At 67.2% G+C, this 25,812-nt stretch carries 25 protein-coding genes; 6 read left to right on the forward strand and 19 right to left on the reverse strand.

What is annotated here, in order from left to right; genetic code table 11:
- Position 1: 1 nt before the first annotated feature.
- From AC5P9W_RS03405 to AC5P9W_RS03470, 14 genes are all read right to left on the reverse strand, one after another.
- Positions 2-772, reverse strand: coding sequence for a glycosyltransferase family 2 protein (locus AC5P9W_RS03405; RefSeq protein WP_495218786.1), 771 nt, complete (start codon positions 770-772; stop codon positions 2-4).
- Positions 762-2,447 (reverse strand): ApeI family dehydratase, encoded by a 1,686-nt coding sequence (locus AC5P9W_RS03410; RefSeq protein ID WP_111098820.1) that lies wholly within the window; start codon positions 2,445-2,447, stop codon positions 762-764. Before AC5P9W_RS03410 ends, AC5P9W_RS03405 begins: the two co-directional genes overlap by 11 nt.
- Positions 2,440-2,991, reverse strand: a complete 552-nt coding sequence (locus AC5P9W_RS03415; RefSeq protein WP_026347223.1) for a COG4648 family protein — start codon at positions 2,989-2,991, stop codon at positions 2,440-2,442. The genes AC5P9W_RS03410 and AC5P9W_RS03415 overlap by 8 nt, the downstream gene beginning before the upstream one ends.
- A gap of 22 nt (positions 2,992-3,013) precedes the next feature.
- A complete protein-coding gene (locus AC5P9W_RS03420; protein ID WP_006402206.1) occupies positions 3,014-3,271 on the reverse strand; it encodes an acyl carrier protein in 258 nt (85 codons plus the stop codon).
- A 17-nt stretch (positions 3,272-3,288) separates the two neighbouring features.
- Entirely contained in the window at positions 3,289-3,546 is a 258-nt protein-coding gene (locus AC5P9W_RS03425; protein WP_005411610.1) for a phosphopantetheine-binding protein, read from the reverse strand.
- Positions 3,533-4,330 (reverse strand): lysophospholipid acyltransferase family protein, encoded by a 798-nt coding sequence (locus AC5P9W_RS03430; protein ID WP_021203501.1) that lies wholly within the window; start codon positions 4,328-4,330, stop codon positions 3,533-3,535. Before AC5P9W_RS03430 ends, AC5P9W_RS03425 begins: the two co-directional genes overlap by 14 nt.
- On the reverse strand, positions 4,323-5,066 hold the full coding sequence (locus AC5P9W_RS03435; RefSeq protein ID WP_019661717.1) for a beta-ketoacyl synthase chain length factor: 744 nt from the start codon (positions 5,064-5,066) through the stop codon (positions 4,323-4,325). The genes AC5P9W_RS03430 and AC5P9W_RS03435 overlap by 8 nt, the downstream gene beginning before the upstream one ends.
- 215 nt (positions 5,067-5,281) lie before the next feature.
- Entirely contained in the window at positions 5,282-6,295 is a 1,014-nt protein-coding gene (gene cydB, locus AC5P9W_RS03440) for a cytochrome d ubiquinol oxidase subunit II (RefSeq protein WP_021203502.1), read from the reverse strand.
- Position 6,296: 1 nt separating this feature from the next.
- A complete protein-coding gene (locus AC5P9W_RS03445) occupies positions 6,297-7,694 on the reverse strand; it encodes a cytochrome ubiquinol oxidase subunit I (protein ID WP_021203503.1) in 1,398 nt (465 codons plus the stop codon).
- A 129-nt stretch (positions 7,695-7,823) separates the two neighbouring features.
- Positions 7,824-9,023, reverse strand: a complete 1,200-nt coding sequence (locus AC5P9W_RS03450; RefSeq protein WP_495218789.1) for an ABC transporter permease — start codon at positions 9,021-9,023, stop codon at positions 7,824-7,826.
- 1 nt (position 9,024) lies between these two features.
- Positions 9,025-10,320, reverse strand: coding sequence for an ABC transporter permease (locus AC5P9W_RS03455; RefSeq protein WP_241744991.1), 1,296 nt, complete (start codon positions 10,318-10,320; stop codon positions 9,025-9,027).
- A 321-nt stretch (positions 10,321-10,641) separates the two neighbouring features.
- Positions 10,642-10,857, reverse strand: coding sequence for a hypothetical protein (locus tag AC5P9W_RS03460; protein ID WP_206621677.1), 216 nt, complete (start codon positions 10,855-10,857; stop codon positions 10,642-10,644).
- Positions 10,854-11,507 carry an RNA polymerase sigma factor gene (locus AC5P9W_RS03465; protein WP_111102301.1) on the reverse strand — a complete coding sequence of 218 codons (654 nt, stop codon included), beginning with the start codon at positions 11,505-11,507 and terminating at the stop codon, positions 10,854-10,856. Before AC5P9W_RS03465 ends, AC5P9W_RS03460 begins: the two co-directional genes overlap by 4 nt.
- Before the next feature lie 37 nt (positions 11,508-11,544).
- Positions 11,545-11,874: a hypothetical protein gene (locus tag AC5P9W_RS03470; RefSeq protein ID WP_206621676.1), complete on the reverse strand. Its 330-nt coding sequence runs from the start codon at positions 11,872-11,874 to the stop codon at positions 11,545-11,547.
- A 167-nt stretch (positions 11,875-12,041) separates the two neighbouring features.
- On the opposite strand from AC5P9W_RS03470, the gene AC5P9W_RS03475 reads away from it, so the two are divergent.
- The 5 genes from AC5P9W_RS03475 to hemF all read left to right on the forward strand — a co-directional run bounded on the left by AC5P9W_RS03475 (position 12,042) and on the right by hemF (position 18,053).
- Positions 12,042-14,411 carry an alpha/beta hydrolase family protein gene (locus tag AC5P9W_RS03475; RefSeq protein WP_206621675.1) on the forward strand — a complete coding sequence of 790 codons (2,370 nt, stop codon included), beginning with the start codon at positions 12,042-12,044 and terminating at the stop codon, positions 14,409-14,411.
- Entirely contained in the window at positions 14,408-14,827 is a 420-nt protein-coding gene (locus tag AC5P9W_RS03480; protein WP_111102303.1) for an NUDIX hydrolase, read from the forward strand. The genes AC5P9W_RS03475 and AC5P9W_RS03480 overlap by 4 nt, the downstream gene beginning before the upstream one ends.
- Positions 14,828-14,857: 30 nt before the next feature.
- A complete protein-coding gene (locus tag AC5P9W_RS03485) occupies positions 14,858-15,418 on the forward strand; it encodes a hypothetical protein (protein WP_111102304.1) in 561 nt (186 codons plus the stop codon).
- Between the two features lie 70 nt (positions 15,419-15,488).
- The gene (locus AC5P9W_RS03490; protein ID WP_111102305.1) at positions 15,489-17,102 is read left to right on the forward strand and encodes a hypothetical protein; all 1,614 of its coding nucleotides are present in this window, start codon (positions 15,489-15,491) and stop codon (positions 17,100-17,102) included.
- A gap of 54 nt (positions 17,103-17,156) precedes the next feature.
- Entirely contained in the window at positions 17,157-18,053 is an 897-nt protein-coding gene (gene hemF / locus AC5P9W_RS03495; RefSeq protein ID WP_021203513.1) for an oxygen-dependent coproporphyrinogen oxidase, read from the forward strand.
- Positions 18,054-18,089: 36 nt separating this feature from the next.
- Here the strand turns inward: hemF and AC5P9W_RS03500 are convergent, their stop codons facing one another.
- A complete protein-coding gene (locus AC5P9W_RS03500; RefSeq protein WP_021203514.1) occupies positions 18,090-18,569 on the reverse strand; it encodes a DUF421 domain-containing protein in 480 nt (159 codons plus the stop codon).
- 354 nt (positions 18,570-18,923) lie between these two features.
- Positions 18,924-21,698 carry a DNA polymerase I gene (polA, locus tag AC5P9W_RS03505; RefSeq protein ID WP_495218796.1) on the reverse strand — a complete coding sequence of 925 codons (2,775 nt, stop codon included), beginning with the start codon at positions 21,696-21,698 and terminating at the stop codon, positions 18,924-18,926.
- A gap of 98 nt (positions 21,699-21,796) precedes the next feature.
- Here polA and AC5P9W_RS03510 point away from each other — a divergent pair, with 98 nt between their 5' ends.
- Positions 21,797-22,081: a DUF2782 domain-containing protein gene (locus AC5P9W_RS03510; RefSeq protein WP_005411628.1), complete on the forward strand. Its 285-nt coding sequence runs from the start codon at positions 21,797-21,799 to the stop codon at positions 22,079-22,081.
- A gap of 131 nt (positions 22,082-22,212) precedes the next feature.
- On the opposite strand, the gene AC5P9W_RS03515 is transcribed toward AC5P9W_RS03510, so the two are convergent.
- The 3 genes from AC5P9W_RS03515 to uvrD form a co-directional block, all read right to left on the reverse strand.
- Complete coding sequence (locus AC5P9W_RS03515; protein WP_111102307.1) at positions 22,213-22,659, reverse strand: universal stress protein; 447 nt, start codon at positions 22,657-22,659, stop codon at positions 22,213-22,215.
- 283 nt (positions 22,660-22,942) lie between these two features.
- Positions 22,943-23,497: a hypothetical protein gene (locus tag AC5P9W_RS03520; RefSeq protein ID WP_111102308.1), complete on the reverse strand. Its 555-nt coding sequence runs from the start codon at positions 23,495-23,497 to the stop codon at positions 22,943-22,945.
- 120 nt (positions 23,498-23,617) lie between these two features.
- Positions 23,618-25,810, reverse strand: a complete 2,193-nt coding sequence (gene uvrD / locus AC5P9W_RS03525) for a DNA helicase II (protein WP_329866845.1) — start codon at positions 25,808-25,810, stop codon at positions 23,618-23,620.
- Positions 25,811-25,812: the final 2 nt, after the last annotated feature.

Consider the following 25,812-nt stretch of genomic DNA (forward strand, 5'->3'; position numbering starts at 1 on the left):
CTCAGCGCTGCCCCCGCAGGCGGCGCCACAGCAGGCGCGGCGCGCGCCAGAGCATGCCGAAGAACAGACGGGTATGCATGCGGCTGATGCGCACGTTGTCGCGCCACACATCGAAGTGCGACACGCCATCGGCAGGATAGGTCACGCGCGTGGCCAGGTGCTCGACCGGCAGCCCGCGCCAGTACAGGCGCACCATTATTTCGGTATCGAAGTCCATGCGCCGGCCGATGGTCTCTTCACCGATCACGCGCAGCACCGGCGGCAGTGGATACACGCGGAAGCCGCACATGGTGTCGCGCAGGTGCAGCGACAGCGTGTTGATCCAGACCCAGATGTGGGTGGCGTAGCGACCGTACAGGCGCGCCTTGGGAACACTGGCGTCATAGGCCGGAATGCCACAGATCACTGCACCCGGGTGCAGGCGCGCGGCTTCGATGAAGCGTGGCAGGTCAGCCGTATCATGCTGGCCGTCGGCATCGATCTGCAGCACGTGGCTGTAGCCTCGCGCGCCGGCCTCGGCGAAACCGGCCAGCATTGCCCCGCCCTTGCCCTGGTTCATGTCCAGGCGCAGCAGGTCGACACCCTGGCGTTGTGCCAGCGCGCGCAGCACCGCCGCGCACCCATCGTGCGAACCATCGTCGACCAGCAGGCAGGGCAGTCCCGCGGCCTGCACGCCGTCGAGCACCGCCGCGATGGCGTGCTCGTGATCGTAGACGGGAATCACCACCAGTGGCGCGAATGCGGCACCGGCAACGGCCGGATCAGTCCGCATCGGCGAAGACCACTTTGCCGCTGGCATGCACACCATGGCTGGAGGTGTAACGGAAGGCCAGCGCGCTGCGTGCGGCATCCCAGTCCAGCTGCAGGGTCAGCTCATCGCCGGGGCGGGCCACGTGCTGGAATTTCACCGCATCCATGCGCAGAAACGCTGCCGGCATTGCGAACACCTGGCGGCCGAAACGCACCGCCCAATCCAGCTGCGCCACGCCGGGCAGGATCGCTGCCTGGGGGAAGTGGCCCTGGAACGGCCGCAGCGTCGGGTCCAGGGTCATGCGCAGGGTGGCGCTGGCGGCGTCGCGGCGGTCCCAGACCGGCACCGGCATCAGTGGCTGGAACAGCGCTGCCAGCGCCGCCTGGGTTACCTTGCCCTGCGCATTGATCGGCAGCGCCTGCACCAGGCGCCAACGGCGCGGCCGGGTCACTGCGTCATGCGCGTGCGCCAGGCGCGCACCAAGGCGCTGGCCCAGGGCGCGGCGCGCGGTGTCGCCACCCGCCAGCAGCGCCCGGTCAGCCGGTACCACCACGGCCGCCAGCTGCTCGCGCTGGCCGGGCAGGACCAGCACGCGCGCGTCGTCCACTTCGGCGTCTTCGCGCAGCGCGCGCTCCAGTGCATCCAGCGAGACGCGGCGTTCTTCGATCTTGACGATGCGATCGGCCCGGCCCAGCAGGCGGAACCGGCCATCGGCCAACGCTTCCACGCGGTCCTGGGTACGCCACCAGTCGAGGGTTTCCAGATGCGCCGAGGCGACGGCCAGGCAGCCATCCTCGATGCGCCACTGCACGCCCGGCAACGGTTGCCACGGTGGCAGGTCGGTGTCCCAGCGGCGCCAGGCGATGCCACCGGTTTCGCTGCTGCCGTAAACCTCGGTCGGCGCCACACCCAGCCACTGCCGCACCTGGCGTGCGGCTTCTTCCGGCAGCGGGCCGCCTGAGGAGAACACCGCGCGCAGGCGGCCATGCAGGCTGGCCCAGTCCAGCTGCTCGGGCAGGCGCTTGAGGTGGGCTGGCGTCGCCACCAGCACCGTGTCGGTACCGGCCAGCGCACCCACCAGGTCTTCATGGAAGAACCGGCGTGGATGGATCAGGCGGCCGGCGGCCAACGGCCACAGCACGCGGAACAGCAGGCCGTAGATGTGCTGGTGGGATACCGTGCCATGCACCTGCACGCCCTCCATCTGTGCGCCGAACGCAGCCTGCAGCGCATCCACCTCGCGCGCCAGCTGGTCCAGCCGCTTGCCGATCGCACTCGGCTGGCCGGTGCTGCCGGAGGTGAACACGCACAGCTCGCAGGCGCGCTCGTCCAGCGCCTGCAGCCCGTCGTCCAGCGTGGCGTCCAGCGCCGCCAGCGGGCGATAGTCGGCCGACACGTCGCCTGCGAAACCGCTCACCTGCGGTTGCAGCGCCTGCAACGTGGCCGGCAGGTTGTCGGCGGCCAGGAACACCCGCTTGCCGGCATGCCAGGCACCGAACAACGCCGCGGCAAAGGCCACCGCATCATCGAAATACAGGGCCCAGTCACGCCCTTCGGTCGTCGCAAATGCGGCGCGCCAGGCCAGCACGCGCTGGCGGAAGTGGGCGTGGTCGATCACCTCGCCATCGCAGACGCCAACGCTTCGATGCGGCAGCGCCGCCAGCAGCAGCCTGTCAAGGGCAATCCACTCAGCCATGCGCGTGCGCCGCCTTCACCCGCCGCCGCACCAGCCACTCACCTGCGAACAACACGCCCATCATGACGTACGCCAACAATCCGTTGTAGAGCATCCAGGCCCGGTCCGACGCGTACAGCGCGGTCAGCAGGGCCAGGCTGCCGTTGAGAACGAAAAACCCGCACCACACCTGGGTGACGCGTCGGGTATAGGCCACCGCGAACGGGGGCAGGTCCGGCTCCTGCAGCCGCGCCAGGCGCTCCACCAGCGGTGGCCCGAAGCGCAGGCTGGTGCCGAACACTGCCAGCATCACCGCATTGACCAGCGCCGGGTACAGCTTCAGTGGCAGGGCCTGGTTGAGCACGGTAGCCAGTACCGCCAGCAGGCCGGTGCCCGCCGCTGCGGCCCACCACAGCGGCTGGCGCGAACTCAGCGCGCGCAGCAGGGCCAGGGTGAACAGCAGCAGCGACAGCCAGCGTGGCTCGAAACGACCCATCGCCAGGTACACCAGTACCGGGTAGGCCAGCGAGATCGCAGCCACCACGACCGTGCGTGCGCGTGCCATGGTGGAGCCGTCGGCGCTGCGGTCAGGCGGCTGCCTGGTCCGGCAGCAGCCTGTGCACCACATCGACGATGTCCTGCACGGTACGCACGGCCTTGAACGCTTCCGGCTGCAGGTTGCGGCCGAGCAGCGGCTTGAGCTGCACGATCAGGTCCACCGCATCGATGCTGTCGATGTCCAGGTCGTCGTACAGGCGGGCTTCCGGGGTGATCCGGGCCGTTTCGATCTCGAAGCTGTCGGTCAGGATGCTGACGATGCGTTCGAACAGTTCATTCTTGGTCATGGCAATTCCTGGCGCCGTTACGACTGGCGGGCGGCGACGAACTCGCCGAGCGCGCGCACGCTGGAGAAATGGCGACGGGTTTCTTCCGAATCGGCCGAGAGGCTGACACCGTACTTCTTCTGCAGCGCCAGTCCCAGCTCCAGCGCGTCGATCGAATCCAGGCCAAGGCCCTCGACGAACAGCGGCGCGGTCGGATCGATGTCCTCCGGCGTGATGTCCTCCAGCGAAAGGGAGGAAATGATCAATTCCTTGATCTCGTGCTCAAGTGCTTGCACGGTTCGGATCTCCAGACAGGTCGAAATAACGAGAAAGGTGCTCGGTGACGCGACGGGCCGCCAAGGCATCCCCCCTTGGCGAGTCGTCTTCGGCCAGAAATGGCGCGATCGGGATATCTTCGCCGATCTGCAGCCGAACGTGAAAGCGACGTGAGGGGACACGATACCACTTCTGCCCCTTGGTCAGCGTTGGCGGGCTGCAGGTGATCCGCACCGGGGTGACGTCGATGCGGCCCCGTACGGCGATGTTGGCGGCCCCGCGCTGCAGCCGCGGTGGCTGCCCCGGCACGCTGCGGGTGCCTTCCGGGAAGATGACCAGGGTGCCTCCAGCGCGCACTGCGGCCACACAGTCATCGACCAGGCCGGCGCCATCGTCATTGGAGATGTAGCCGGCAGCCCGCACCGGGCCGCGCATGAACGGGTTGCAGGCCACCGCCCGCTTGACCACGCAGTCGGCGTTGGGAAGCAGCGAGATCAGGCAGACCACGTCGATCAGGGTCGGGTGGTTGGCCAGCACCAGCAGGCCGTCGCGCTGCAGGCGTTCGCCGCCCTCGATCTCGTAGGTCATCACCCCCAGCCCGCGCATCAGCCGCAGATGGCTGGCGAACGCGACCTGGACCACGCGCCGGGCGCGGCGGCGCCGCGCCACCGGATCACGCATCAGCAGCAGCACCGGCATCACCAGAACGCCGAGCAGCAGCCCGCCCAAGCCGAATGCGGCAAAGCTCAGGCCGGTGCCGAGCACCCGCCAAGCATGATCGAGACGGCGCAGCGCCTCAGCCACGGCGCCCCCAGCGCCAACGCTGGCCCTGAGCCACGTGCTCCAGCGCCGGCGCGCCGGACAGCAGAAAGCGGTGCAGGTCCAGCGCGTGCGGCAGCGTGCCCGGGGCGGTGGCAGTGGCCTCCGGCGCCGCCTCCCACTGCAGGGAGAGGATCGGCTGGCCCGGCATCGGCGCCGTCAAGCGCCAGCACCAGGCAAAGAACGGGTCAGGTTCGTCGGCAAACGTCGCGTAAATTTCAGGAAGCGGCGACTCATAGACCACCACCCGCACTTCGCGGGCGCCATCGGCGAGCAGACCGGCCGCTTCCAGGCAGGCGGTCTCGACCGTGGCCTGGCCGGCGGCCAGCGCCAGGTAGTTGCCGCGGTGACCGCGCGCGATCGAATACAGCGCGGCGATCGCGTTGTGCACCGACAGGCCGAACCCCGTCGGTGACAGGGGCTGATCGCTGGCGAGCGCCCCCAGCAGCTCCATCGAACGGGCCACGTCGCCGTGGCGGCTGGCGAACACCAGCGGCACCTGGCTGTCAGCGCCCTGCCCGTCCTCGCACCAGCAGGCAGCCTGGATCGCCATCCGGCCCAGCCGCTCGATTCGACGGCGCTGCATTGCCGGGATTTCGGCGAGCGGCGGCGTGTCTTCGCCAACCGGCGGATACGGCGCATCGGCCCAGCCCAGCCACTGGCTACGCTCGCTCAGGCCGGGCGCCCAGGCAGCCCAGTCGACGATGGAGAATTCGATCATTAGCGAAGGTGCTTCAACGGGAGAACGATAGGCACGAGCCATTACGGCGACGCGCGGCGGCCCCCCGTTCCTGCAGCCGTGCGTCCGTCCAGGACGTCGCCGGCTGCCCCCCTGGCTGCCGGAAAGGAGCGCACGCTAGCACGTCCCGCCCGGGGTGTGCAGATTTCACATTCCACAACAGGGGGCCCGGCACCAGCGGGCCCCGCTTCAATCGATCAGTGGTAACCGCTATCGGCGCGCACTTTGCCGCGGAACACCCGGTACGACCACGCCGTATAGCCGAGGATGACCGGCAGCAGAATGACCAGGCCGACCAGGCTGAAGCCCAGCGAGGAGGCCGGCGCGGCGGCCTGCCACAGGGTCATCGACGGTGGCAGCAGATAGGGCCACATGCCCAGCACCAGGCCGAGGAAGCCAAGCACGAACAAGGCCAGGCTGAGCAGGAACGGCGGCAGGTCGCGGCGCGGATGGGTCGCGCTGCGCCACAGCGCGGCGGCCACCGCCAGCGTCAACAGCGGCACCGGCGACAGCCACCAGAAGTTGCCGTCGCTGAACCAGCGCGCCATCAACCGCGAATCGAGGAACGGCAGCCAGCTGCTGACCAGGCCCATCGCCGCGATCACCGCCACCACCAGCGGCCGGGTCATCTGCCGGGCCAGCGCCTGCACGCGCCCTTCGGTCTTCAGGATCAGCCAGGTGCTGCCCAACAACGCATAGCCAGCCACCAACGCAGCACCGGTCAGCATCGCGAACGGGCTGAACCAGGTGAATGCGCCGCCCTGGTAGACGCCGTCCACCAGCGGGATGCCCTGCACCAGGGTGCCGAGGATCACGCCTTGGGCAAAGGTCGCCAGCAGCGAACCGAGGCCGAACGCCACGCTCCACAGCCGGCGCGATCGATGCGCCTTGAAGCGGAACTCGAAGGCCACGCCGCGGAACACCAGCGCCACCACCAGCAACAGCACCGGCAGGTACAGCGCCGACAACAGCACCGCATAGGCCTTCGGGAACGCCGCCAGCAGCCCGGCGCCGCCCAGTACCAGCCAGGTCTCGTTGCCGTCCCAGATCGGCGCGGCGGTGTTCATCATCAGGTCCAACTGCTCCTCGTCCTCGGCGAACGGGGCCAGGATGCCGATACCGAGCACGAAGCCATCCAGCACCACGTACATCAGCACGCCGAAGCCGATCACCGCAAACCACGCCACCGGCAGCCAGGTCATCAGGTCCATGTCAGCGCTCCTCCAGCGGTTCGTCGGCCGCCGACAGCGGGCGTGCCGGGGTGTGGCTGCCGTGGTCCAGCGATGGCCCATCATCGTGCGGACGCGGTCCGTGGCGCAGGATCTTCACCAGGTACCAGATGCCCCAGCCGAACACGAAGGCGTAGCCAACGACGTAGACCGCCAGCGACAGCGCGGTCATCCACGCGCTCTGCGGGCCGACCGCATCAGCGGTGCGCAGCACGCCATACACCACCCACGGTTGGCGGCCCATCTCGGTGACGAACCACCCGGACAGCAGCGCGATGAAGCCGCTGGGCAGCATCCAGTTCCAGCCGCGCAGCAGCCACGGCGAATCCAGCAGCTTCCTGCGCCACAACTGGAACGCCGACACCCAGGCCAGCAGCAGCATCAGCGTGCCCAGCCCGACCATGATGCGGAAGGCGAAGAACACCGGCGTCACCGGCGGCCGCTCGCTGGACGGTACCGAAGTGAGCGGGTCGAAGGTGCCGTCCAGGCTGTGGGTGAGGATCACGCTGCCCAGCTTCGGGATGGCAACTTCGAAATCATTGCGCTCTTCCTTCTCGTTCGGCAGCGCGAACACCACCAGCGGTACGCCCTCGCCCTCCTTGGTTTCATGCCAGTGCGCTTCCATCGCCGCTATCTTCATCGGCTGGTGCTTGAGCGTGTTCAGGCCATGCATGTCGCCGACGAAAATCTGCACCGGCACGGTCAGTGCCGCGAACGCCACCGCTGCCACCAGCATGCGCCGGCCCGCTTCCACATGCGTGCCCTTGCGCAGGTACCACGCACCGACACCACCGATCACGAAACAGGTGGTGATGAACGAACCCAGCGCCATGTGCGCCAGGCGATAGGGGAACGAGGGGTTGAACACCACTTGCCACCAATCGACTGGATGCACGATGCCGTTGACCATCTCGTAGCCGGCCGGTGTATGCAGCCAGCTGTTGGACGACAGGATCCAGAACGTGGAGAACAGCGTGCCCAGCGCGACCATGCAGGTGGACAGGAAATGGAGGCGCGGCGAGACCCGGCCCCAGCCGAACATCATCACGCCGAGGAAGCTGGCTTCCAGGAAGAACGCGGTCAGCACCTCGTAGGTCAGCAGCGGGCCGATGACCGTGCCAGCCACCTCGCTCAGCCGCGGCCAGTTGGTACCGAACTGGAAGGCCATGACGATGCCGCTGACCACGCCCATGCCGAACGACACCGCGAAGATCTTCTGCCAGAAGAAATACAGCTCGCGCCACACGGGCAACTTCGTGCGCAGCCAGCGCCATTCGATGAAGGCCAGCCAGCTGGCCGTGCCAATGGTGAAGGCGGGGAACAGCACGTGGAAACTGATGACGAATCCGAACTGGATCCGGGACAACAACAACGCGTCCAAGGGACGCCTCCTGCCTGTGACCGGTGGGATACCGGACCACTTTAGGAGGATTTCGTTAAGACGGGATGCGACCGGGTGACGCGCTGCTTCACTTTGTCGCAGGGGAAGCCGGGTGACAGGATGAATGGGCTACAGGGGCTTCAGCAAGGCCAAGGGCGGCTCCTTGGCGATTCGCAGGGCGCGGGGTACAAGTGCAGTCAAGCAGGCCGCCATCACCAGCACGACAGCGCTCGATATCGAGAACCACGGTGAACCTGTGATGCCGTCCTGCGGCGACCCTACCCACTGCAACGACACCGCGCCGAGCAGGGCGCCCAGCGTGGTGAACAGTGAAACCTCGAACATGATTTCGGCGAAGATCACGGACCTGCGAGCACCCAATGTCCGTCGAACCCCGATGGAGTACCGGCGCCGGTCAAGCCACGCGCCTACAACTCCGGAAACGCCGGCCATCAGCACACCGAGAACAACGGCCGTCATGACCGCGAGCACGGTCGTAGCAAAGCGATCAGCTTTGACGTAGGCATCGCGATATCCCGCCAGGGTCTCGACACCGGCCGGAGTCACGATCCGGTAAGGCCGCTGCAGCGCATCGACAGTACGATCAAGCGATGAACGATCAACCTCCGACCTCCACTTCGCCAGATAGTAGCGACTGGCGCCCATGGGGAGGCCCGGAAGCAGCGCCCACTGCGAGTCCCGCTCATTACCTCCTGGTGCCGGTCCAGCAACAGAGGCAAACACGCCCATGATGACCCGGCTGCTGCCGGGGCCGAAATACAGGTGGCGGCCAACAGCACTCTCCGTTCCGAACAGTCGGGCAGCCAGCGATTCACTGATCAGCACCACCGGAGTGCCTTCAACCATGTCGTCCTCCGTGGCGTCCCGCCCCAGGACGATTCCCGCGCCCAGCATCGCCAGCAGACCAGAGCTTGCAGTTACCACGGGAATGCGATCACATCCGGCAACGTCTGTCGTACCCGCATTCATCGAATACACCATGGCCGACTCACTGGTGCATACGCCGTATCGATGGGCTCTTCCTCCGAACGGAACAGCGTCGCTCACAACCGTGTCCTGAACACCGGGCAGCCGGATCGCGGACAGGTCTGCCCGCTGCACTGCTGCATCCGCGCCTTCTTCGACATCGGATACCCTGACCACACCAATCGATGCTGCCTCCCGGATGCTCCCGGTGTTCAATCTGGCGAAGCTGTCCAGCGCAGATTGCAGTGCGAACGCACATGCCAGGCTTGCAAGCGCTGCCTGCACTGCAAGCAGTGCGGCGCTTCCCAAATGCCGTCGAGTCTCCCTCATCGATTCGATCATTTCAGGCAACCCCCTTCGCAAAGGCATTCGAAAGGGAGCTGACCCTGCAGATTTCAAACGACGGGACCAATGAACAGAGCAACGTCGTGACGACTCCCAGGCCGGCGGCCATCAGCATTGCCCCAGCATGCATCGCGGTTATCGCGCTGGGCAGAACGTCTCCCGCAGCAACCACCCGGATTCCCAGCATATAGGTGACGACAGCGAGCGCACTGCTTGCGGCTCCCGCCGCGATGGATTCCCACATGAGCTGGATGAACACGTCCCGGCGTCGCGCGCCCAGTGCACGTCGTATCGCGAGCTCCCGCCGACGGCGCCCCAGACTGAAGCTGAGCAGCGCCGCCGCGTTGACGATGCACACACCGAGAAGGATCAGTGACAGCCGAAGCTGCATCCTGGCCCGCTCTGGAACCAATCCCAGCCTGTCCAGCCAATCCTTCAAAGGCCAGAGTGCCACCTGCTGGGTGCCTGGTTCGATCCGAAGACCCTTTGCCTGTGCATAGGCATTCAGATTCGCCCGGTAGGCGGCGACATCATCTGCGGTGGGCAGCCACGCCCACAATTGAAGCCATGACACGTTGGCTCCTGCAGGGTCCGTGTCCTGGTCACCTCCCCAAATCGCCGTCCCGTCCACAACAGTCAGCCTGTCCGCGATTGCGGTCTCAACCGGCAGGTAGATCTCGTCAGGTTCCACAAACGGCCGGCGTGTGAGATCTCCCTGAAACATCGGCACCGGATGCCAGTCCTCCGCGACACCCACAACGGTATAGGTGCGCCTGCCCAGTTCCAACCGATGACCAACACAGTCCTGTGCACACTCACGCGCGGCGAGCGCACGCGAAAGCACCACGATTCGACTCGCAGCATGCCCCTCCTCGGCGGTCCATGCCCGTCCTTGAACAACGGCAATGCCAAGCACACTGAAGACTTCCGACGTAGCGAACCTCGCACGCAGCCTTGCGCTGGAGGCTCCCGGCCGGGAGAGCGTCACCGCCCCCCCTGCCATTGCTGCCTGTTTCCACGTCCCACCTTGGCCCAGAAGCGCCTTCGCATCTGGCCAGGTCAGTGCCTGTCCCGGATCCGGGGAACCACTGCGCAGGGCATCTGGACGCGCGTCAAGGTACGGGCGGAACAATGCGGAGCTCCGGCCTGGTGCGGGATCCGACGATGCCTGGAGAACAATGGAGAGCATCACGGTGGTGATCCCTACCCCCGCACCCAGCATGAGAGCGATTGCCAGATGAGTGCCGATCCGTTGCTTGAAACGGGCAAGCGAAAGCTGGATGTAGTAGAGCATCATCCAACTGCAGCCGGCGTTGGATTACTGGCGCACCTGTCCATGTGATTCTCACTCCATACCCGTGGAAGCTGATGGTTGAGAGTCTCTGATTGTGAAACTCCGACTCAAGCGGAGGGATGGAGTTTGCAACTTTCCTCAGGAAACACACGTAGCTCGCGGACCCTGGATAGAGCGACTGCCACTGATGACGAGGCCGACGTGACGGAGTCTGACGGGAAAGGCCAACTGCCGACGTGGAGACAACGCCCGACGCTTGGATATCTGATCGGAAGTTGGAGGAAGAAACGTCCCAAAGCAGTTGCGGGCGTCAATGTTCTTCTAGACCCAGAAGTACCAAGCGCCGGCCGCCAGCAGCGCACCCACCAGCATTACCTGCACCACCACATAGCCCACGCCACTGTCGCGCGACTCAGCGGCAATGCGCTTCTGCAGCGCCTCACTCACGTCCGGCGCTTCTTCCTGCCGAGCCTGCTCACGCAACGCCTGCGCCAGCGCGCGCTCTTCCGCATCGCGAGGGTCGGTGGGTGGGTTCACAGCAGCTCTCCGGCAGTGGCATGCCGCGTCAGTTCCTGCTTCAGGACCTGGCGCGCGCGGTGCAGGTGGCTCTTGATGGTACCGCGTGCCAGCCCGGTCACCTGCTCGATCTCGGCCAGATCGAAATCCTCCAGGTAATGCAGGCCGACGATCAGCCGCTGCGGTGCACTCAGCCGTTCCAGCGCCTCGCCAAGATGGCGACCAGCCTGCAGCGCCTCGCTCAGTTCAGCCGGCCCCGGCCCTTCATCGCCAATACCCAGTTCCTCGGGTACTTCCACCGCCACCATCCATTGCGCCTCCAGCCGTCGCCGGCGCAGGTGCTGCAACGCCGTGGTGTAATCCACCCGTGAAACCCAGGTGCGCAAAGAGGATTCAAAGCGGAACCGGTGCAGCTGGCGGAACACGGCCAGGAAGGTTTCCTGCAGCAGGTCAGCCACCTGGTCGCGGTCGCCCACCATGCGTCCGATCACATGCGCGCAGGTGCGCTGGTGGGTCTCCACCAGCTGCGCGAAGGCCGACTGCGAGCCGTCGATGATGGCCCGCACCAAGGCTTGGTCCGCATCCAGCGGTTCGATGGGTGCCGCCGTCGCCGCCGTATCGTGGCGGCGATGGCCCCGCAGTGCCGACAATGCTTCGCCGAGCAGGCTCATCTACGGGGCGCCCCCTGTGCCCGTGGCATGCGCCGGCTCAGCCCTTGCGCGCGGCAGGGCGGGTGAAGTGCCAAGCCAGCAGCTGGCCAAGGCCGGCGCTGCCAACCATCGCAGCGGTGGCGCCGAAGGTCAGCTCGCGTGCACCGATCGCCTCCAGCAGGCCCATCGCCACGGCCAAGCTGACCAAGCTGATGCCCCAGCGCAGCGCGCCCTGGCGGCGGCGCTCTTCTTCCAGCACGGCCAGCGAGCGGATCACTTCCTCGGGCACGTGCGGGGCCACCAGCTTGCTACGCGCGCGGGCATCGGCAATGGCGTGGATCGCGTAGGCGATGCAGATGAAGAGGGTGATCGGGATCAATTCCTGCATGGTCGGGCTCCTGTTCGGTGGATGATGCGGGTTCAGGAGAATGGATGCGCGACCACGGCAACCGGTTGCGCCACTTTGCCAATGCCGCTGCCATGACCTGTGGCCCCTGCCCCCGGCCCGGACGGCTGCTACCCTTGGCCGGTTTCCTCTTCTGGTGCCGTCCGCCCATGTCCCGAGTGCTGCCCCTGTCCCTCCTGCTGTCGGCCGTGCTGGCCGCACCGGCCGCGCACGCCGCGCCGACGCCGATCACCATTGAACAGGCGATGGCCGACCCGGACTGGATCGGTCCGCCGGTCGAGAAGGCCTGGTGGTCGTGGAACAGCCAGCAGGTGGAGTACCAGCTCAAGCGCAGCGGCAGCCCGGTACGCGACACCTTCCGCCAGCCGCTGACCGGCGGCGTGGCCGCGCAGGTGGCCGATGACCAGCGCGGCACCCTGGACGTGGCCGATCCCGTCTACGATCGCAACCGCAGCCGCAGCGCCTTCGTGCGCAATGGCGATGTGTTCGTGCGCGACCTGCGCAGTGGCGCGCTGACCCAGCTCACCCGCAGCAACGAACGCGCGGGCAACGTGAACTTCGCCGCCGACAATGGCGTGATCTGGCGCGTCGGCCAGAACTGGTTCCACTGGACCGCCGCCAGCGGCGTGCAGCAGGTGGCCAGCCTGAAGGCCGAAAAGGATCCGCGTACGCCGCCGAAGGCCGATGTGCTGCGCGACCAGCAGCTGCGCACGCTGGAAACCCTGCGCCGCGACCGCGAGCAGCGCGAGGCATTGAAGGACCAGGACCAGCGCTGGCGCCAAGCCGACCCGACGCGTGCGCCGGGCCCGGTGTACCTGGGCGCCGACGTGGAGATCGCCGACAGCGTGCTGTCGCCGGACCTGACCCACCTGATCGTGGTGACCAAGCCGAAGGACTTCGACGACGGCCGCACCAGCAAGATGCCGCTGTATGTGACCGAATCGGGTTACGAGGAAACCGAGGACACCCGCACCCGCGTCGGCCGCAACGGCTTCGAGCCGCACACGCTGTGGTACGTGGACGTGCGCACCGGCAAGGCCGAAAAGCTCTCGCTGGCCAGCCTGCCGGGCATCAGCACCGACCCGCTGGCCGAACTGCGCCGCAAGGCCGGCAAGGACGCGCTGAAGGGTGAGCGCAGCGTGCAGGTGATGAGCGACTTCATGGGCGGCGGCATCCGCTGGAGCGCCGATGGCCAGCAGGCCGCGGTGATGCTGCGTGCCAACGACAACAAGGACCGCTGGATCATCAGCGTCAACGCTGCCGACGGCCGTGTGCAGAACCGCCACCGCCTGACCGACAACGCCTGGATCAACTGGGGCTTCAACGATTTCGGCTGGATGGCCGATGGCCGCACGCTGTGGCTGCTGTCGGAGGAATCGGGCTTCTCGCACCTGTATACCCAGGCCGGCACGGCCAAGCCGCAGGCGCTGACCAGCGGCAAGTGGGAAACCTCGGCGCCGGTGCCGTCGGCCGATGGCAAGGGCTTCTACTTCCTGTGCAACCAGCAGGCGCCGCATGACTACGAAGTCTGCGCGGTCGACACCGGCAGCCGCCAGGTGCGCGAGCTGACCAGCCTCAACGGCGTGGAGGATTTCTCGCTGTCGCCGGACGGCCAGCAGCTGCTGGTGCGCTACTCCGGCGCCTACCTGCCGCCGCAGCTGGCCGTGCTGCCCAGTGCCGGTGGCCAGGCACGCGTGCTGACCGACACCCGCACCGCCGACTACAAGGCGCGCCAGTGGATCCAGCCGAAGCTGGTGGCAGTGCCGTCCAAGCATGGTGCTGGCGTGGTCTGGGCCAAGTACTACGAACCGGAAAACAAGGAACCGGGGAAGAAGTACCCGATCGTGATGTTCGTGCACGGCGCCGGCTACCTGCAGAACGTGCACCAGCGCTACCCGGCCTACTTCCGCGAGCAGATGTTCCACAACCTGCTGGTGCAGAAGGGCTACATCGTGCTGGACATGGATTACCGCGGCAGCGAGGGCTACGGCCGCGACTGGCGCACGGCCATCTACCGCAACATGGGGCACCCGGAACTGGAAGACTACAAGGACGGCCTGGACTGGCTGGTCGACACCCAGCAGGGTGACCGCGACCACGCCGGCATCTACGGTGGTTCCTACGGCGGTTTCATGACCTTCATGGCGCTGTTCCGCTCGCCGGGCACCTTCAAGGCCGGCGCCGCGCTGCGCCCGGTGGTGGACTGGCACAACTACAACCACGGCTACACCAGCAACATCCTCAACACCCCGGACATCGACCCGGAGGCGTACCGCGTTTCCTCGCCGATCGAGTATGCGCAGAACCTGCAGGACAACCTGCTGATCGCCCACGGCATGATGGATGACAACGTGTTCTTCCAGGATTCGGTGAACCTGACCCAGCGCCTGATCGAACTGCACAAGGACAACTGGTCGATCGCCCCGTACCCACTGGAACGTCACGGCTACGTGCGTGCCGATTCCTGGCTGGACCAGTACAAGCGCATCCTCAAGCTGTTCGAGCAGAACCTGAAGTGAGCAACGCCGCAGCCACGATCCGGATCGTGGCTGCGGTCATCCTGGATGACCGCGGCCAGGCGCTGGTGGTGCGCAAGCACGGTGCACGCCGCTTCATCCAGCCAGGTGGCAAGCCCGAACCCGGCGAGGCGCCCCTGCAGGCGCTGGCCCGCGAGCTGGACGAGGAACTGGGGGTACAGCTGCGCGCCAATGCCGCCATCGGGCTGGGCACGTTCGAGGACTGGGCGGTGAACGAACCCGGCCACCGCGTGCAGGCACAGGCCTGGTGGGTGCAGGTGGACGGTGCGCCGCAGGCGCGCGCCGAGATCGCCGAGCTGGCCTGGGTGCCGCTGCAACCGCCGCATGGCCTGCCCTTGGCACCCTTGAGCGAACACCATATCCTGCCGGCGGTCGCCACCCGGGTGACGGTCCGCTGAGCAGGCGGGCGCCGACTGCAAGGACATCGGATGTCAATGTCGATCCCGTCGATCCCCTCGCCGCCGTCCCCGGCCTATCACGCCTGGGTGCGCCCGGTGGCACAGGCCTCGTTCTGGCTGTCACTGCTGCTGACGATCTACTTCGTGCTGCAGGGACTGGTGCTGTGGCCGCTGAACCACCTTGCGCTGTGGCACCTGGTGGAAAGCGAAGTGCAGCACCAGCAGCTGCACAGCCTGGTCTGGCTGCTGGCGCACCCGGTGGCCGCGTCAATGATCGTCGCGCTGTTGTGCCTGGCCTCGACCGTGTCCAGCTGGGGCCTGCTGCGTGAACGTCGCTGGGGCCTGTGGAGCTTCGTGGTGCTGCTGCTGTTGAGCGGCTTGAGCAACTTCGCAGTCGCCTGGTGGCTGGACGTGTTCATGCGCGACCTCATCCCATTGCTGGCCGATGACCCGGCCCTGCTGCAGGAGCTGCAGCTGAAACGCTGGCTGATCACGCTGACCGTGGTCGGCATGTCGTTCGTGCTTCTCGGCCTGCAGGGCTGGCTGGCCTGGCGCCTGCTGCGCCCCGACGTGCGCGCGCGCTTCCGCTGAGTTCTGCCGGGTGTGGGCCAGGGCCTCCGGCAGCACCCGGCGTTTTGCTTTTGATCGTCAACGAGTCGACATGCTCTCACTCGCACCGTACCGCCACTGGCTGGCCTGGGCGTTGCTGCTGGCCACGCCGGTGGCCGCGGCACAGGCACCGCAATGCGGCCTGTTCAAGGCCGACGAAGGCAGCAGCACGCTGCGCGTCAGCTCATCCAACCGTGGCGAGCAGAAGCACTTCGGCAGCGCTCCGACCCCGGTCGCGTTCCAGCAGATCGAAGGCAAGCTGCAGCTGGTGAGTCTGGAATATGGCCTGCCCAGCGCGCTGCAGGTGCGCGACCGTGGCCGCACCCTCGAGGTGGACGGCACGGTCTACACCCTGCAGGCCCCTGCACAGTGCGCCGCAGCCGCTGCGCCGGCTGCGGGCAGCTGCCTGGCCGATGCGGCGGCCTGCCTGGACAACCGCCACGAGGCGACCCCGACCGTGCTGGCAGCGGCGTGCCGGGAAGGCGTGCCCGGCATGTGCCTGCAGCTGGCCGATCGCTGGCATGACGAGGCCAGGGCGCCGGCCACGCCGGATGAGGCGCAGCAACAGGCCCTCCTCGATACCGCACTGGCCGGCATCGAACTGCCTGTGCCGTGCCGGAATGGCGGCTTCAGCAACGAGACACCGGCCTGCGCAGCGGCGCTGGAAGCGGATCCGGCGCTGCGGGAGCAGATCGTCAAGGCCGCGATGGGTGCGGCGATGGTCGAAGCCGTGAGCTCCGTGCTGTCACCCTCCACGCCGGTAGTGGTGCCGGCCGCGCAGCGCCAGCAGCTGTTGCAGTTGTGCCAGCAGGTCGGCCATGGCGGCTTCTGCAGCCGCGTAGCCGAGCTCTCGTGGGAATCCGGCGACCCCTTGCAGGCGGTGCAGGCACTGACCACAGCGTGCGCGCCCGGCAAGGACAGCGCCGCCTGCGAGCGCCTGCCTGCATTGCAGGCGCTGGGCGCCTCGTTGCGACCGCAGCCGGCTACGGCGCTGCCCTGCGGCACCTTCCGCGCCGCAGGTGGCCTGATGGATACGCTGGACTTCGGCGATGCAGGACGGGTCGGCATCGGCTGGGACAGCCAGCTGCGTGCTCGTGTCGAAGACGGCGACATCCGCATCCGCCACGACAAGGGCGGCGACTTCGTGCTGCGGCCGTTGCCCGGGGGCCAGCTGCTGGGCCTGGACACGTGGACACGCTTCCAGGTGTTCGTGCCGACCGGCGAGGGCGCGAGCACCTGCAGCCCGCCGAAACACTACACGGTGCTGCCGCTGCCGCAGGACTGCCCGCAGGCGCTGGCCAGCGGCGGTGCCGAAGCCTGCTGCGCGCAGGGCAAGCTGCAGGGCTGCAACATTCTTGGCAACCGTCTTGCGCTGTCCGGCCAGTGGCGACAGGCGGCAGAGCACTACACCACCGTGTGCCGTGCCGGCGTGCGCGAGGGCTGCGAAAACCTGGTCGCAGCGCAGGGCCGCAGCAGCGACGTCGACGCCCATGCGACGCTGGAGCGGCTGTGTGCCGCCGACCGCAGCGGGCGCCACGTCGCCTGCGACGTGCTGGACACCGGAAACTGGAGCGCCCTGGAGCTGGGCCGCGTCCTGCAGGAGGCGGTGGACGAAGCGACGGCCGAGGACACTCCGGCGCCGCGCGCTTCCAACCGCAAGCGCTGAGCCTGCCAGGGCCTGTCCGCAGCGTTGGCCGGGCCCTGCGGTAAAGTACGCGCCATGAATGAATTCGAGCGCGTGCGCACCTACCTCACCGACCTGCAGGACCGCATCTGTGCGGCGATCGAGGCCGTCGATGGCCGGGCCCGCTTCCAGGAAGACCTGTGGCAGCGTGCAGAGGGCGGTGGCGGGCGTACCCGCGTGCTGCGCGACGGTGCGGTGTTCGAGCAGGCCGGCATCGGCTTCTCCGACGTTGCTGGCAGCCGCCTGCCGCCGTCGGCCTCGGCCAACCGCCCGGAACTGGCGGGCGCCTCCTGGCGCGCCACCGGCGTGTCGCTGGTGTTCCACCCGCTCAACCCGTACGTGCCGACCACCCATGCCAACGTGCGCTTTTTCCAGGCGCAGCGCGACGGTGAAGTGGTGGCCAGCTGGTTCGGCGGCGGCTTCGACCTGACCCCGTTCTACCCGTTCGACGAGGACGTGCAGCACTGGCACCGGGTCGCACGCGATCTGTGTGCACCGTTCGGCGACGAACGCTACGCCGCGCACAAGCGCTGGTGTGATGAGTACTTCTTCCTGCGCCACCGCAACGAAACGCGCGGCGTCGGCGGTCTGTTCTTCGACGACCTGCACGGCGACTTCGAGCGCGATTTCGATTATCTGCGCGCGGTCGGCGATGGCTTCCTCGACGCCTACCTGCCGATCGTGCAGCAGCGCAAGGACGCCATCTATGGCGAGCGCGAACGCGAGTTCCAGCTGTACCGCCGCGGCCGCTACGTGGAATTCAACCTGGTCTACGACCGCGGCACCCTGTTCGGGCTGCAGAGCGGTGGCCGCAGCGAAAGCATCCTGATGAGCCTGCCGCCGCGGGTGCGCTGGGAATACGGCTTCTCGCCCGAACCCGGCAGCCCCGAATCGCGCCTGGCCGACTACCTGGTGCCGCGCGACTGGCTCTGAGGGGTGTCGTCGCGCGTGGCGTGGGCTCGGCGCTGGTCAGCTGCCCTTCCGCGCGATGATGGTGATGTGCCCTGTCGTCTCCAGCAGGGCAATCTGCACATCTTCAATCTGCAGCCCGCCCTGCTGGCGCAGCGCGGCATCGAAGTCGGCGCGGCTGATCAGCTCGCGGCGAAGTACTGCCTCGAACAGGCGACCATCGCGCGCGATTACGGTGGGTTCTCCTTCGATCAACCGCTCCATGCGCCGATTCCGGGTGGTGAGCCAGCCCACCCCGTAGTTCAGCAGGATCAGGGTCGCCGCCAGCAGCAGGCCGCCGCCCAGCGAGGTATCCGTGCCCAGCAGCGCGTTCTGCACCGCGTTGCCCAGCAGCACGATCAGCAGCACGTCGAACGGCGTGATCTGCCCCAGAGCCCGCTTGCCGCCCAGCCGGACCATGCCCAGCACCACGACGTAGACCACCACCGCGCGCAGGATGAATTCCCACCACGGCATGGCCAGGGCGAACAGGTCGGGCATGGTCTTCCCCTGCGGAACGGTGGCCCAGCCTAGCACCTGGGGTCAGATCCCTTTGCCCCATCGGCGCCTGGGGTATTCCATCGGCACAAATAAAAAGCCCCGCTGACCAGGGGGAGGTCAACGGGGCCGGGGAACGGGCACTTGGGGAGGAGTCCCCGTTCCGAGATCTGCTCCAGGGGATGGGAGAGATCCACAACAGGCATTGCGCCTGTCGGGAGTTATAGAAGCACTCCGAACACTAACGGTTCGTGAAGGGGCCCCATTTAATGAAATTCAATCGGGGCAACATTCATGGTCGAGTCAGAAACCCCCGACTCATGAACAAATTCACGTCGTTTTCGGCCAGGAATGCGGTCAGTGCGCTTCATCCCAGTTGCTGCCGACGCCCGTATCGACCACCAGCGGCACCCGCAGTTTGGCCGCTTGCGACATGCGTTCCACCACCTGCAAGCGCAAGTCTTCGACGAAACTGCTTTCGGTTTCGAACACCAGTTCATCGTGCACCTGCAGGATCATCCGTGCCGGTGCCCCGCTGTCGCGCAGCCACTGGTCCACATCCACCATCGCGCGCTTGATGATGTCGGCGGCTGTGCCCTGCATCGGCGCGTTGATCGCGGCGCGCTCGGCCCCGGCACGCAGGCCCTGGTTGCGGGCGTGGATGTCGTTCAGGTACAGGCGGCGGCCGAACAGGGTTTCCACATAGCCCTGGTCGCGGGCCTGCTGGCGCATCCGTTCCATGAAGTCGCGCACGCCCGGGTAGCGGCTGAAGTACAGCGCCACGTAATCCTGCGCCTGGCCGCGGTCAATGCCCAGGTTGCGGGCCAGGCCGAAGGCGCTCATGCCGTACATCAGGCCGAAGTTGATCGCCTTGGCGGCGCGGCGCTCGTTCGGGGTCACCTCCTCCAGCGTGCGCCCGAACACCTCGGCGGCGGTGGCACGGTGCACGTCGGCGCCCTGCTCGAAGGCGCGCACCAGGCCCGGGTCCTCGGACAGGTGCGCCATGATCCTCAGCTCGATCTGCGAATAGTCGGCGGCCAGCAGCTGGCAGCCTTCCGGGGCGATGAACGCGCGGCGGATGCGACGACCGTCCTCGGTGCGGATCGGGATGTTCTGCAGGTTCGGGTCCGACGAGGACAGGCGGCCGGTGGCGGCACCGGACTGGTGGTAACTGGTATGCACCCGGCCGGTGTCCGGGTTGACCATCTCCGGCAGCTTGTCGGTGTAGGTGCTGCGCAGCTTGGCCAACCCGCGGTAGTCGAGGATCACCCGTGGCAGCTCGTGCTGGTCGGCAATTGCCTCCAGTGCCTCTTCATTGGTGCTGGGCTGGCCCTTCGGGGTCTTCACCACCGCCGGCAGCTTCAGCTCGTCGAACAGCACCGCCTGCAGCTGCTTGGGCGAATCCAGGTTGAAGCTGCGGCCGGCCAGCTCGGTGGCCTTCTGCTGCGCGGCCAGCATGCGCGAGGACAGGTCCTGGCTCTGGCGGCGCAGTTCGTCGGTGTCGATCCGCACGCCGTTGGCTTCAATGCTGGCCAGCACCGGCACCAGCGGCATCTCGATGTCGCGGTACACGCTGTCCAGCGCCGGCTCGGCCAGCAGCTGCGGCTGCAGCGCGCGATGGAGGCGCAGGGTAATGTCGGCGTCCTCGGCCGCATAGCGGCTGGCTTCGTCGATGCCCACCTGCGAGAACGGAATCTGCTTGGCGCCCTTGCCGGCCACGTCCTCGAACTTGACGGTGCTGTAGCCCAGGTAACGCAGGGCCAGCGAATCCATGTCGTGACGGGTGGCGGTGGAGTTGAGCACGAAGCTCTCGAGCATGGTGTCGTCGTGGTAGCCCTGCACCTCCACGCCGTGGCGGCGCAGCACATGCAGGTCGTACTTGCCGTGCTGGCCCAGCTTCTTCTTCGCCGGGTCCTGCAGCGCCGGCCGCAGCGCATCCAGCACCTGCTGCATCGGCAGCTGGGCCGGCGCACCCGGGTAGTCATGGCCGACCGGAATGTAGGCCGCCCTGCCCGGCTCGACCGCCAGGCTGATACCGACCAGGCGCGCGCGCATCGCGTCCAGCGCATCGGTTTCGGTGTCGAAGCTGATCAGGTCGGCCTGCTGCAGGCGCTCGACCCAGGCCTGCAGCTGCTCGGCGGTCAGAACGGTCTCGTATTCACCCGGCGCGGACAGTGCCGGATCCAGCGTGCCGGCGGCGGGCGCCTCGGCGCTGCCCCGCGCGAAGCCGGCCGCGGTACCGCGCAGGCTCGGGGTGGCCTCGCTGGCCGCTGCCGGCGCCGGCACAGGCGCACCCAGTTCCTTCAGGGCCTGGGTGAAGCCGTAGCGCGTATACAGTTCGGTCAGCTCCGGCACGTCCTGCTCGCGCAGCGCCAGGCTGGTCGGGCTGGCCTCGAGCGCCAGGTCGGTGCGGATGGTCACCAGCTCGCGGTTCAGCGGCAGGCGCTCCAGCGCGGCGCGCAGGTTCTCGCCGATCTTGCCCTTCATGGTCGGCGCGGCCGCCATCACCCCGTCCAGGTACTGGTACTCGGCCAGCCACTTGGCAGCGGTCTTCGGCCCGCACTTCTCCACGCCCGGCACGTTGTCGACCGCGTCGCCCATCAGCGCCAGCAGGTCGACGATCTGATCGGCGCGCACGCCGAACTTGTCCATCACCGCCGCGTCGGAATCCATGCGGCTGCCGGTCATGGTATTGACCAGCTCGATACCCGGGCGCACCAGCTGGGCGAAGTCCTTGTCGCCGGTGGAGATGGTCACCTTCAGGTCCTGCGCCAGGCCCTGCAGCGCAAGCGTGCCGATCACATCGTCGGCTTCCACGCCGGGGATGCGCAGGATGCTGATGCCCAGCGCTTCGACGATGCGGCACATCGGCTCGACCTGGCTGCGCAGCTCATCGGGCATCGGCGGGCGGTTGGCCTTGTACTGGTCGTACAGGTCATCACGGAAGGTCTTGCCGGGCGCATCGACCACGAACGCGACGTAGGCCGGGCGCTCCTTCAGCGTCGAACGCAGCATGTTGACCACGCCGAACAGCGCGCCGGTAGGCTCACCCTGTGCATTGGACAGGGGCGGCAGCGCGTGGAACGCGCGGTACAGGTAACTGGACCCGTCGATCAGGACTAATCTGCTCATGCGCCGATTCTACGCGCCCGTGCCTGCACCGCGACGACACGGCACGCACCTGGCGATGGGGCATAATCAGGGCTCTCTCCAGGCAAAGGCCCCTGCCGATGAAGACCCTGATGCTGGCTTCCCTGCTCCTGCTCGCTGGCTGCGCCAGCATGGGTGGCGCAGGTGCTCCCCCGGTGGACGTCAAGGGCGCCGATGTCTCCAAGCGCACTATGGACAACGGCGATGTCATCGAGGAATACCGTGTGTCCGGCCAGCTGCGCATGGTCAAGGTGACGCCGTCGCGCGGTGCCCCGTTCTACATGTACGACAAGAACGGCGATGGCCGATTCGACAACGACAAGGATGGCGTGTCGCCGGTGTACTGGAAGCTGTACAGCTGGTGATGTGACCGGGGTCGGATCCCTGCAACTCAGTAGATCCACGCCATGCGTGGATCCACCCCGCCCCCCACAAAAAACAACGCCGGCGCGCATCCTGCGGCCGGCGTCGGGTCCCCTCCCCGGGAACACTTGAATCAGCGGATGACCAGCACCGGCAGCGTGCTGCGCGCCAGCACCTCGGCGGTCTGGCTGCCCAGCAGCACGCGGGTCATGCCCCGGCGGCCATGCGAGGTCATCACGATCAGGTCGCTGTTGCGCTCGGCCGCCGTCTCGATGATGCCGTCGGCCGCGTAGCGGTCCAGCACGTGCACCGGGTTGGCGGTGATGCCCTGCTCGGCGGCCTTGGCCAGCGCCGGCTGCAGCACCTTCTGCGCGCCTTCCTCGCGGTCAGCCTTGTATTCCGGGCTGTTCATGTAGCCCACGCTCCAGCCCATGGCGTCGTACATGCCGACGGCCCACGGCTCGGACACAGTCACAATATCGACCTCGGCATTGAGGTCCTTGGCCAGCTCCAGGCCCTTGGCCAGGCCCTTGTCGGCCAGCTCGGACCCGTCGGTGGCAATCAGGATGCGCTTGTACATGGTAGGGCTCCGTGGCGATCTGCCAGATGGGAACGACACCATTGCACACCGGATGTGCAGGCTGCGCCTTGAGCAGGATCAATCCGGCGTAGAGCAGCGCCCGTGCGCGCCACCCGCTTGCCCGCCCCCCCTTCTGTAGAGCCGAGCCCATGCTCGGCTGCTTCTGGCGGGAAAAGCAGCCGAGCCTGGCTATGCCGGTCGTCCTGACCGGCACCCTTCGGGCCGTCGCAAGCGACGTTGGCAGCGGCTACTGCCGCTACCTTCGGCTCTACAACAATGTCGCTCAGGCGATCTGCACCACGCGTGCGTTCTGGCACAGCGGGTAGCTGCCCACGAATTCAGCGATTGCATCGCGCATCGCCTCGAACGATTGGCCGTACATGTACAGCGCGGTCTCGCTCGGGCCCTGCCACCAGCTGCAGATCTCGCCAAGGCCATCAATGCGCTCGGACAGCTGCTCGAACACGTGGTTGGAATCGCACTGCTCGTAGACGTCGTCCGGAAGGTTCAGGCCGTCCAGGTAGATGCCCAGGCCCTCGGTCACGCCGAAGCTGCGATCCGCTTCGCCTGCCCCCTGGATCTTCGACCCCTTCGGCGCACCCAGCTGCTCCAGCAGGTCGATCAGCTTCGGCACGCCACTCGCATCGACCAGCGCCACTTCGATGTCGCCGTATTCGACCTCACCCAGATCGGACATCGCAGTGCCGCCGCCGGTGAGCTCGCCCACCTGGGCCGCCTGCAGCAACGCGTCAAGCGGATCCTCGAACAGCTCGTGGCGATGCTCCGGCTGCAGCCGGGCGTTCAACTTCACGGTGACGTGCAGCGTGGGTTCGGTCATGGGGCGTTCCTGGAAGAAGTGCCGCCTATTGTAGAGCCGAGCCCATGCTCGGCTGCTTTTGGCGGTACAAGCAGCCGAGCATAGGCTCGGCTCTACAGGTATCCCGCCCCTCGACGGTGATCAGATCACCGTCAGGTTGGCGTAGGCCATCACCAGCCACTTGCTGCCGGCGTCGGCGAATTCGACCTGCACGCGGGCGTGTGCGCCGCTGCCTTCGTAGTCGGTCACCATGCCTTCGCCAAACTTGGGATGGGTAACCAGCGCGCCGAGCTTGACCGGGGGTGCCTCGATCGAGGCGTGGCCCATCACCCGGCTGGCGCCCATCAATGCCGGCCGCGAGACCTGCACCTTCGGGCGCACTTCGTGCAGCAGCTCGCGCGGAATCTCGCGCAGGAAGCGCGACGGCAGGCTGTAGTTGTCCTGGCCGTGGATGCGGCGCGATTCGGCGTAGCTCAGCACCAGCTTCTGGCGCGCGCGGGTGATGCCGACGTAGGCCAGGCGACGCTCTTCCTCCAGCCGCCCGCTTTCTTCCAGCGAACGTGCGCTGGGGAACAGGCCGTCTTCCATGCCTGCCAGGAACACCAGCGGGAATTCCAGGCCCTTGGCCGAGTGCAGGGTCATCAACTGCACACCGTCCTCGCCGGCCTGCGCCTGGCCTTCACCGGCCTCCAGCGCGGCATAGGCCAGGAACGCGACCAGCTCGTCCATGTCCTCGCCCACTTCCTCGATGTCGTCGGCGCGGCGCACGAAGCGCGAGGCGACCGAGACCAGTTCGTCGAGGTTGTCGGTGCGCGATTCCGAGTCCAGCGAATTGCGGCTTTCCTTGCTCCAGTGCTCGCGCAGCTGCGAGCGGGCCAGCACGTGGTCCACGCGCTCGGCCAGCGTCATGTGCACGGTCTGCGCCTGCAGCTCGTTGACCAGCCCCAGGAAGCCGGCCAGTGCATTGCGCGCACGTGCGGCCAGCGCGCTGCCCTGGGTGACCAGCATCGTCGCTTCCCACAACGAAATGCCCTGCGCACGCGCCTCGCGGCGCACTTCGTCCAGCGTGCGGTCGCCGATGCCCCGGGTGGGCGTGTTGACCGCGCGCTCGAAAGCGGCGTCATCATTGCGGTTGGACAGCAGGCGCAGGTAGGCCAGCGCGTCCTTGATTTCGGCACGCTCGAAGAAGCGCATGCCGCCATACACGCGGTACGGCACCTGTTCACTCAGCAGCGCTTCTTCCAGCGCGCGCGACTGCGCGTTGCTGCGGTAGAGCACGGCCACTTCGGTGTAACTGCCACCGTCGCGCACCCACTGGCGGGCGCGCTCGACGATGTAGCGCGCCTCGTCCATCTCGTTGTACGCCGCATACAGGTCGATCGGCTCGCCGTCGCCGCTGTCGGTCCACAGCTGCTTGCCGATGCGGTCCGGGTTGTGCGCGATCACCGCGTTGGCGGCGCCGAGGATGTTGGCGGTGGAGCGGTAGTTCTGCTCCAGGCGGATGGTCTGCGCACCCGGGAAGTCGCGCAGGAAGCCCTGCACGTTCTCGACCTTGGCACCGCGCCAGCCGTAGATGGCCTGGTCATCGTCGCCGACCACGAACACGTGGCCGGAATCGCCGGCCAGCACGCGCACGAAGGCGTACTGGATGGCGTTGGTGTCCTGGAACTCGTCCACCAGGATTTCGCGGAAGCGGGCGCGGTAATGCGCCAGCAGGGCCGGGTTGTCGCGCAGCAGTTCGTGCGCGCGCAGCAGCAGCTCGGCGAAGTCGACCAGGCCTGCGCGGTCGCAGCGCGCCTGGTACTCGATGTAGGCCTGGCGCATGGTTTCCAGCCACGCGTCGTGCGGTTCGGGCTGGATGTGCTGCGGGCGGCGGCCTTCGTCCTTCTGCGCGTTGATCCACCACGCGATCTGCTTGGGCGGGTACTTGCCGTCGTCCAGCTCCAGCGCCTGCACCACGCGCTTGACCAGCCGCAGCTGGTCGTCCGAGTCCATCACCTGGAAGCCTTCGGGCAGCTTGGCGTCCTGCCAGTGCAGGCGCAGCAGACGGTTGGCCAGGCCGTGGAAGGTACCGATCCACATGCCACGGCTGCCATGGGGCAGCTGGGTGTCGATGCGGTGGCGCATCTCGCCGGCCGCCTTGTTGGTGAAAGTCACCGCGAAAATGCCGTGGGTCGGCACGCCATCGACTTCATGCAGCCAGGCGATGCGGTGGGTGAGTACGCGGGTCTTGCCGGAACCGGCACCGGCCAGCACCAGGTGGTGGCCGGGAGGAGCGGAGACGGCTTCGCGCTGGGCCGGGTTCAGGCCATCAAGCAGGTGGGAGACATCCATGC

Source organism: Stenotrophomonas sp. YJH_SMC_33 (assembly GCF_059372295.1).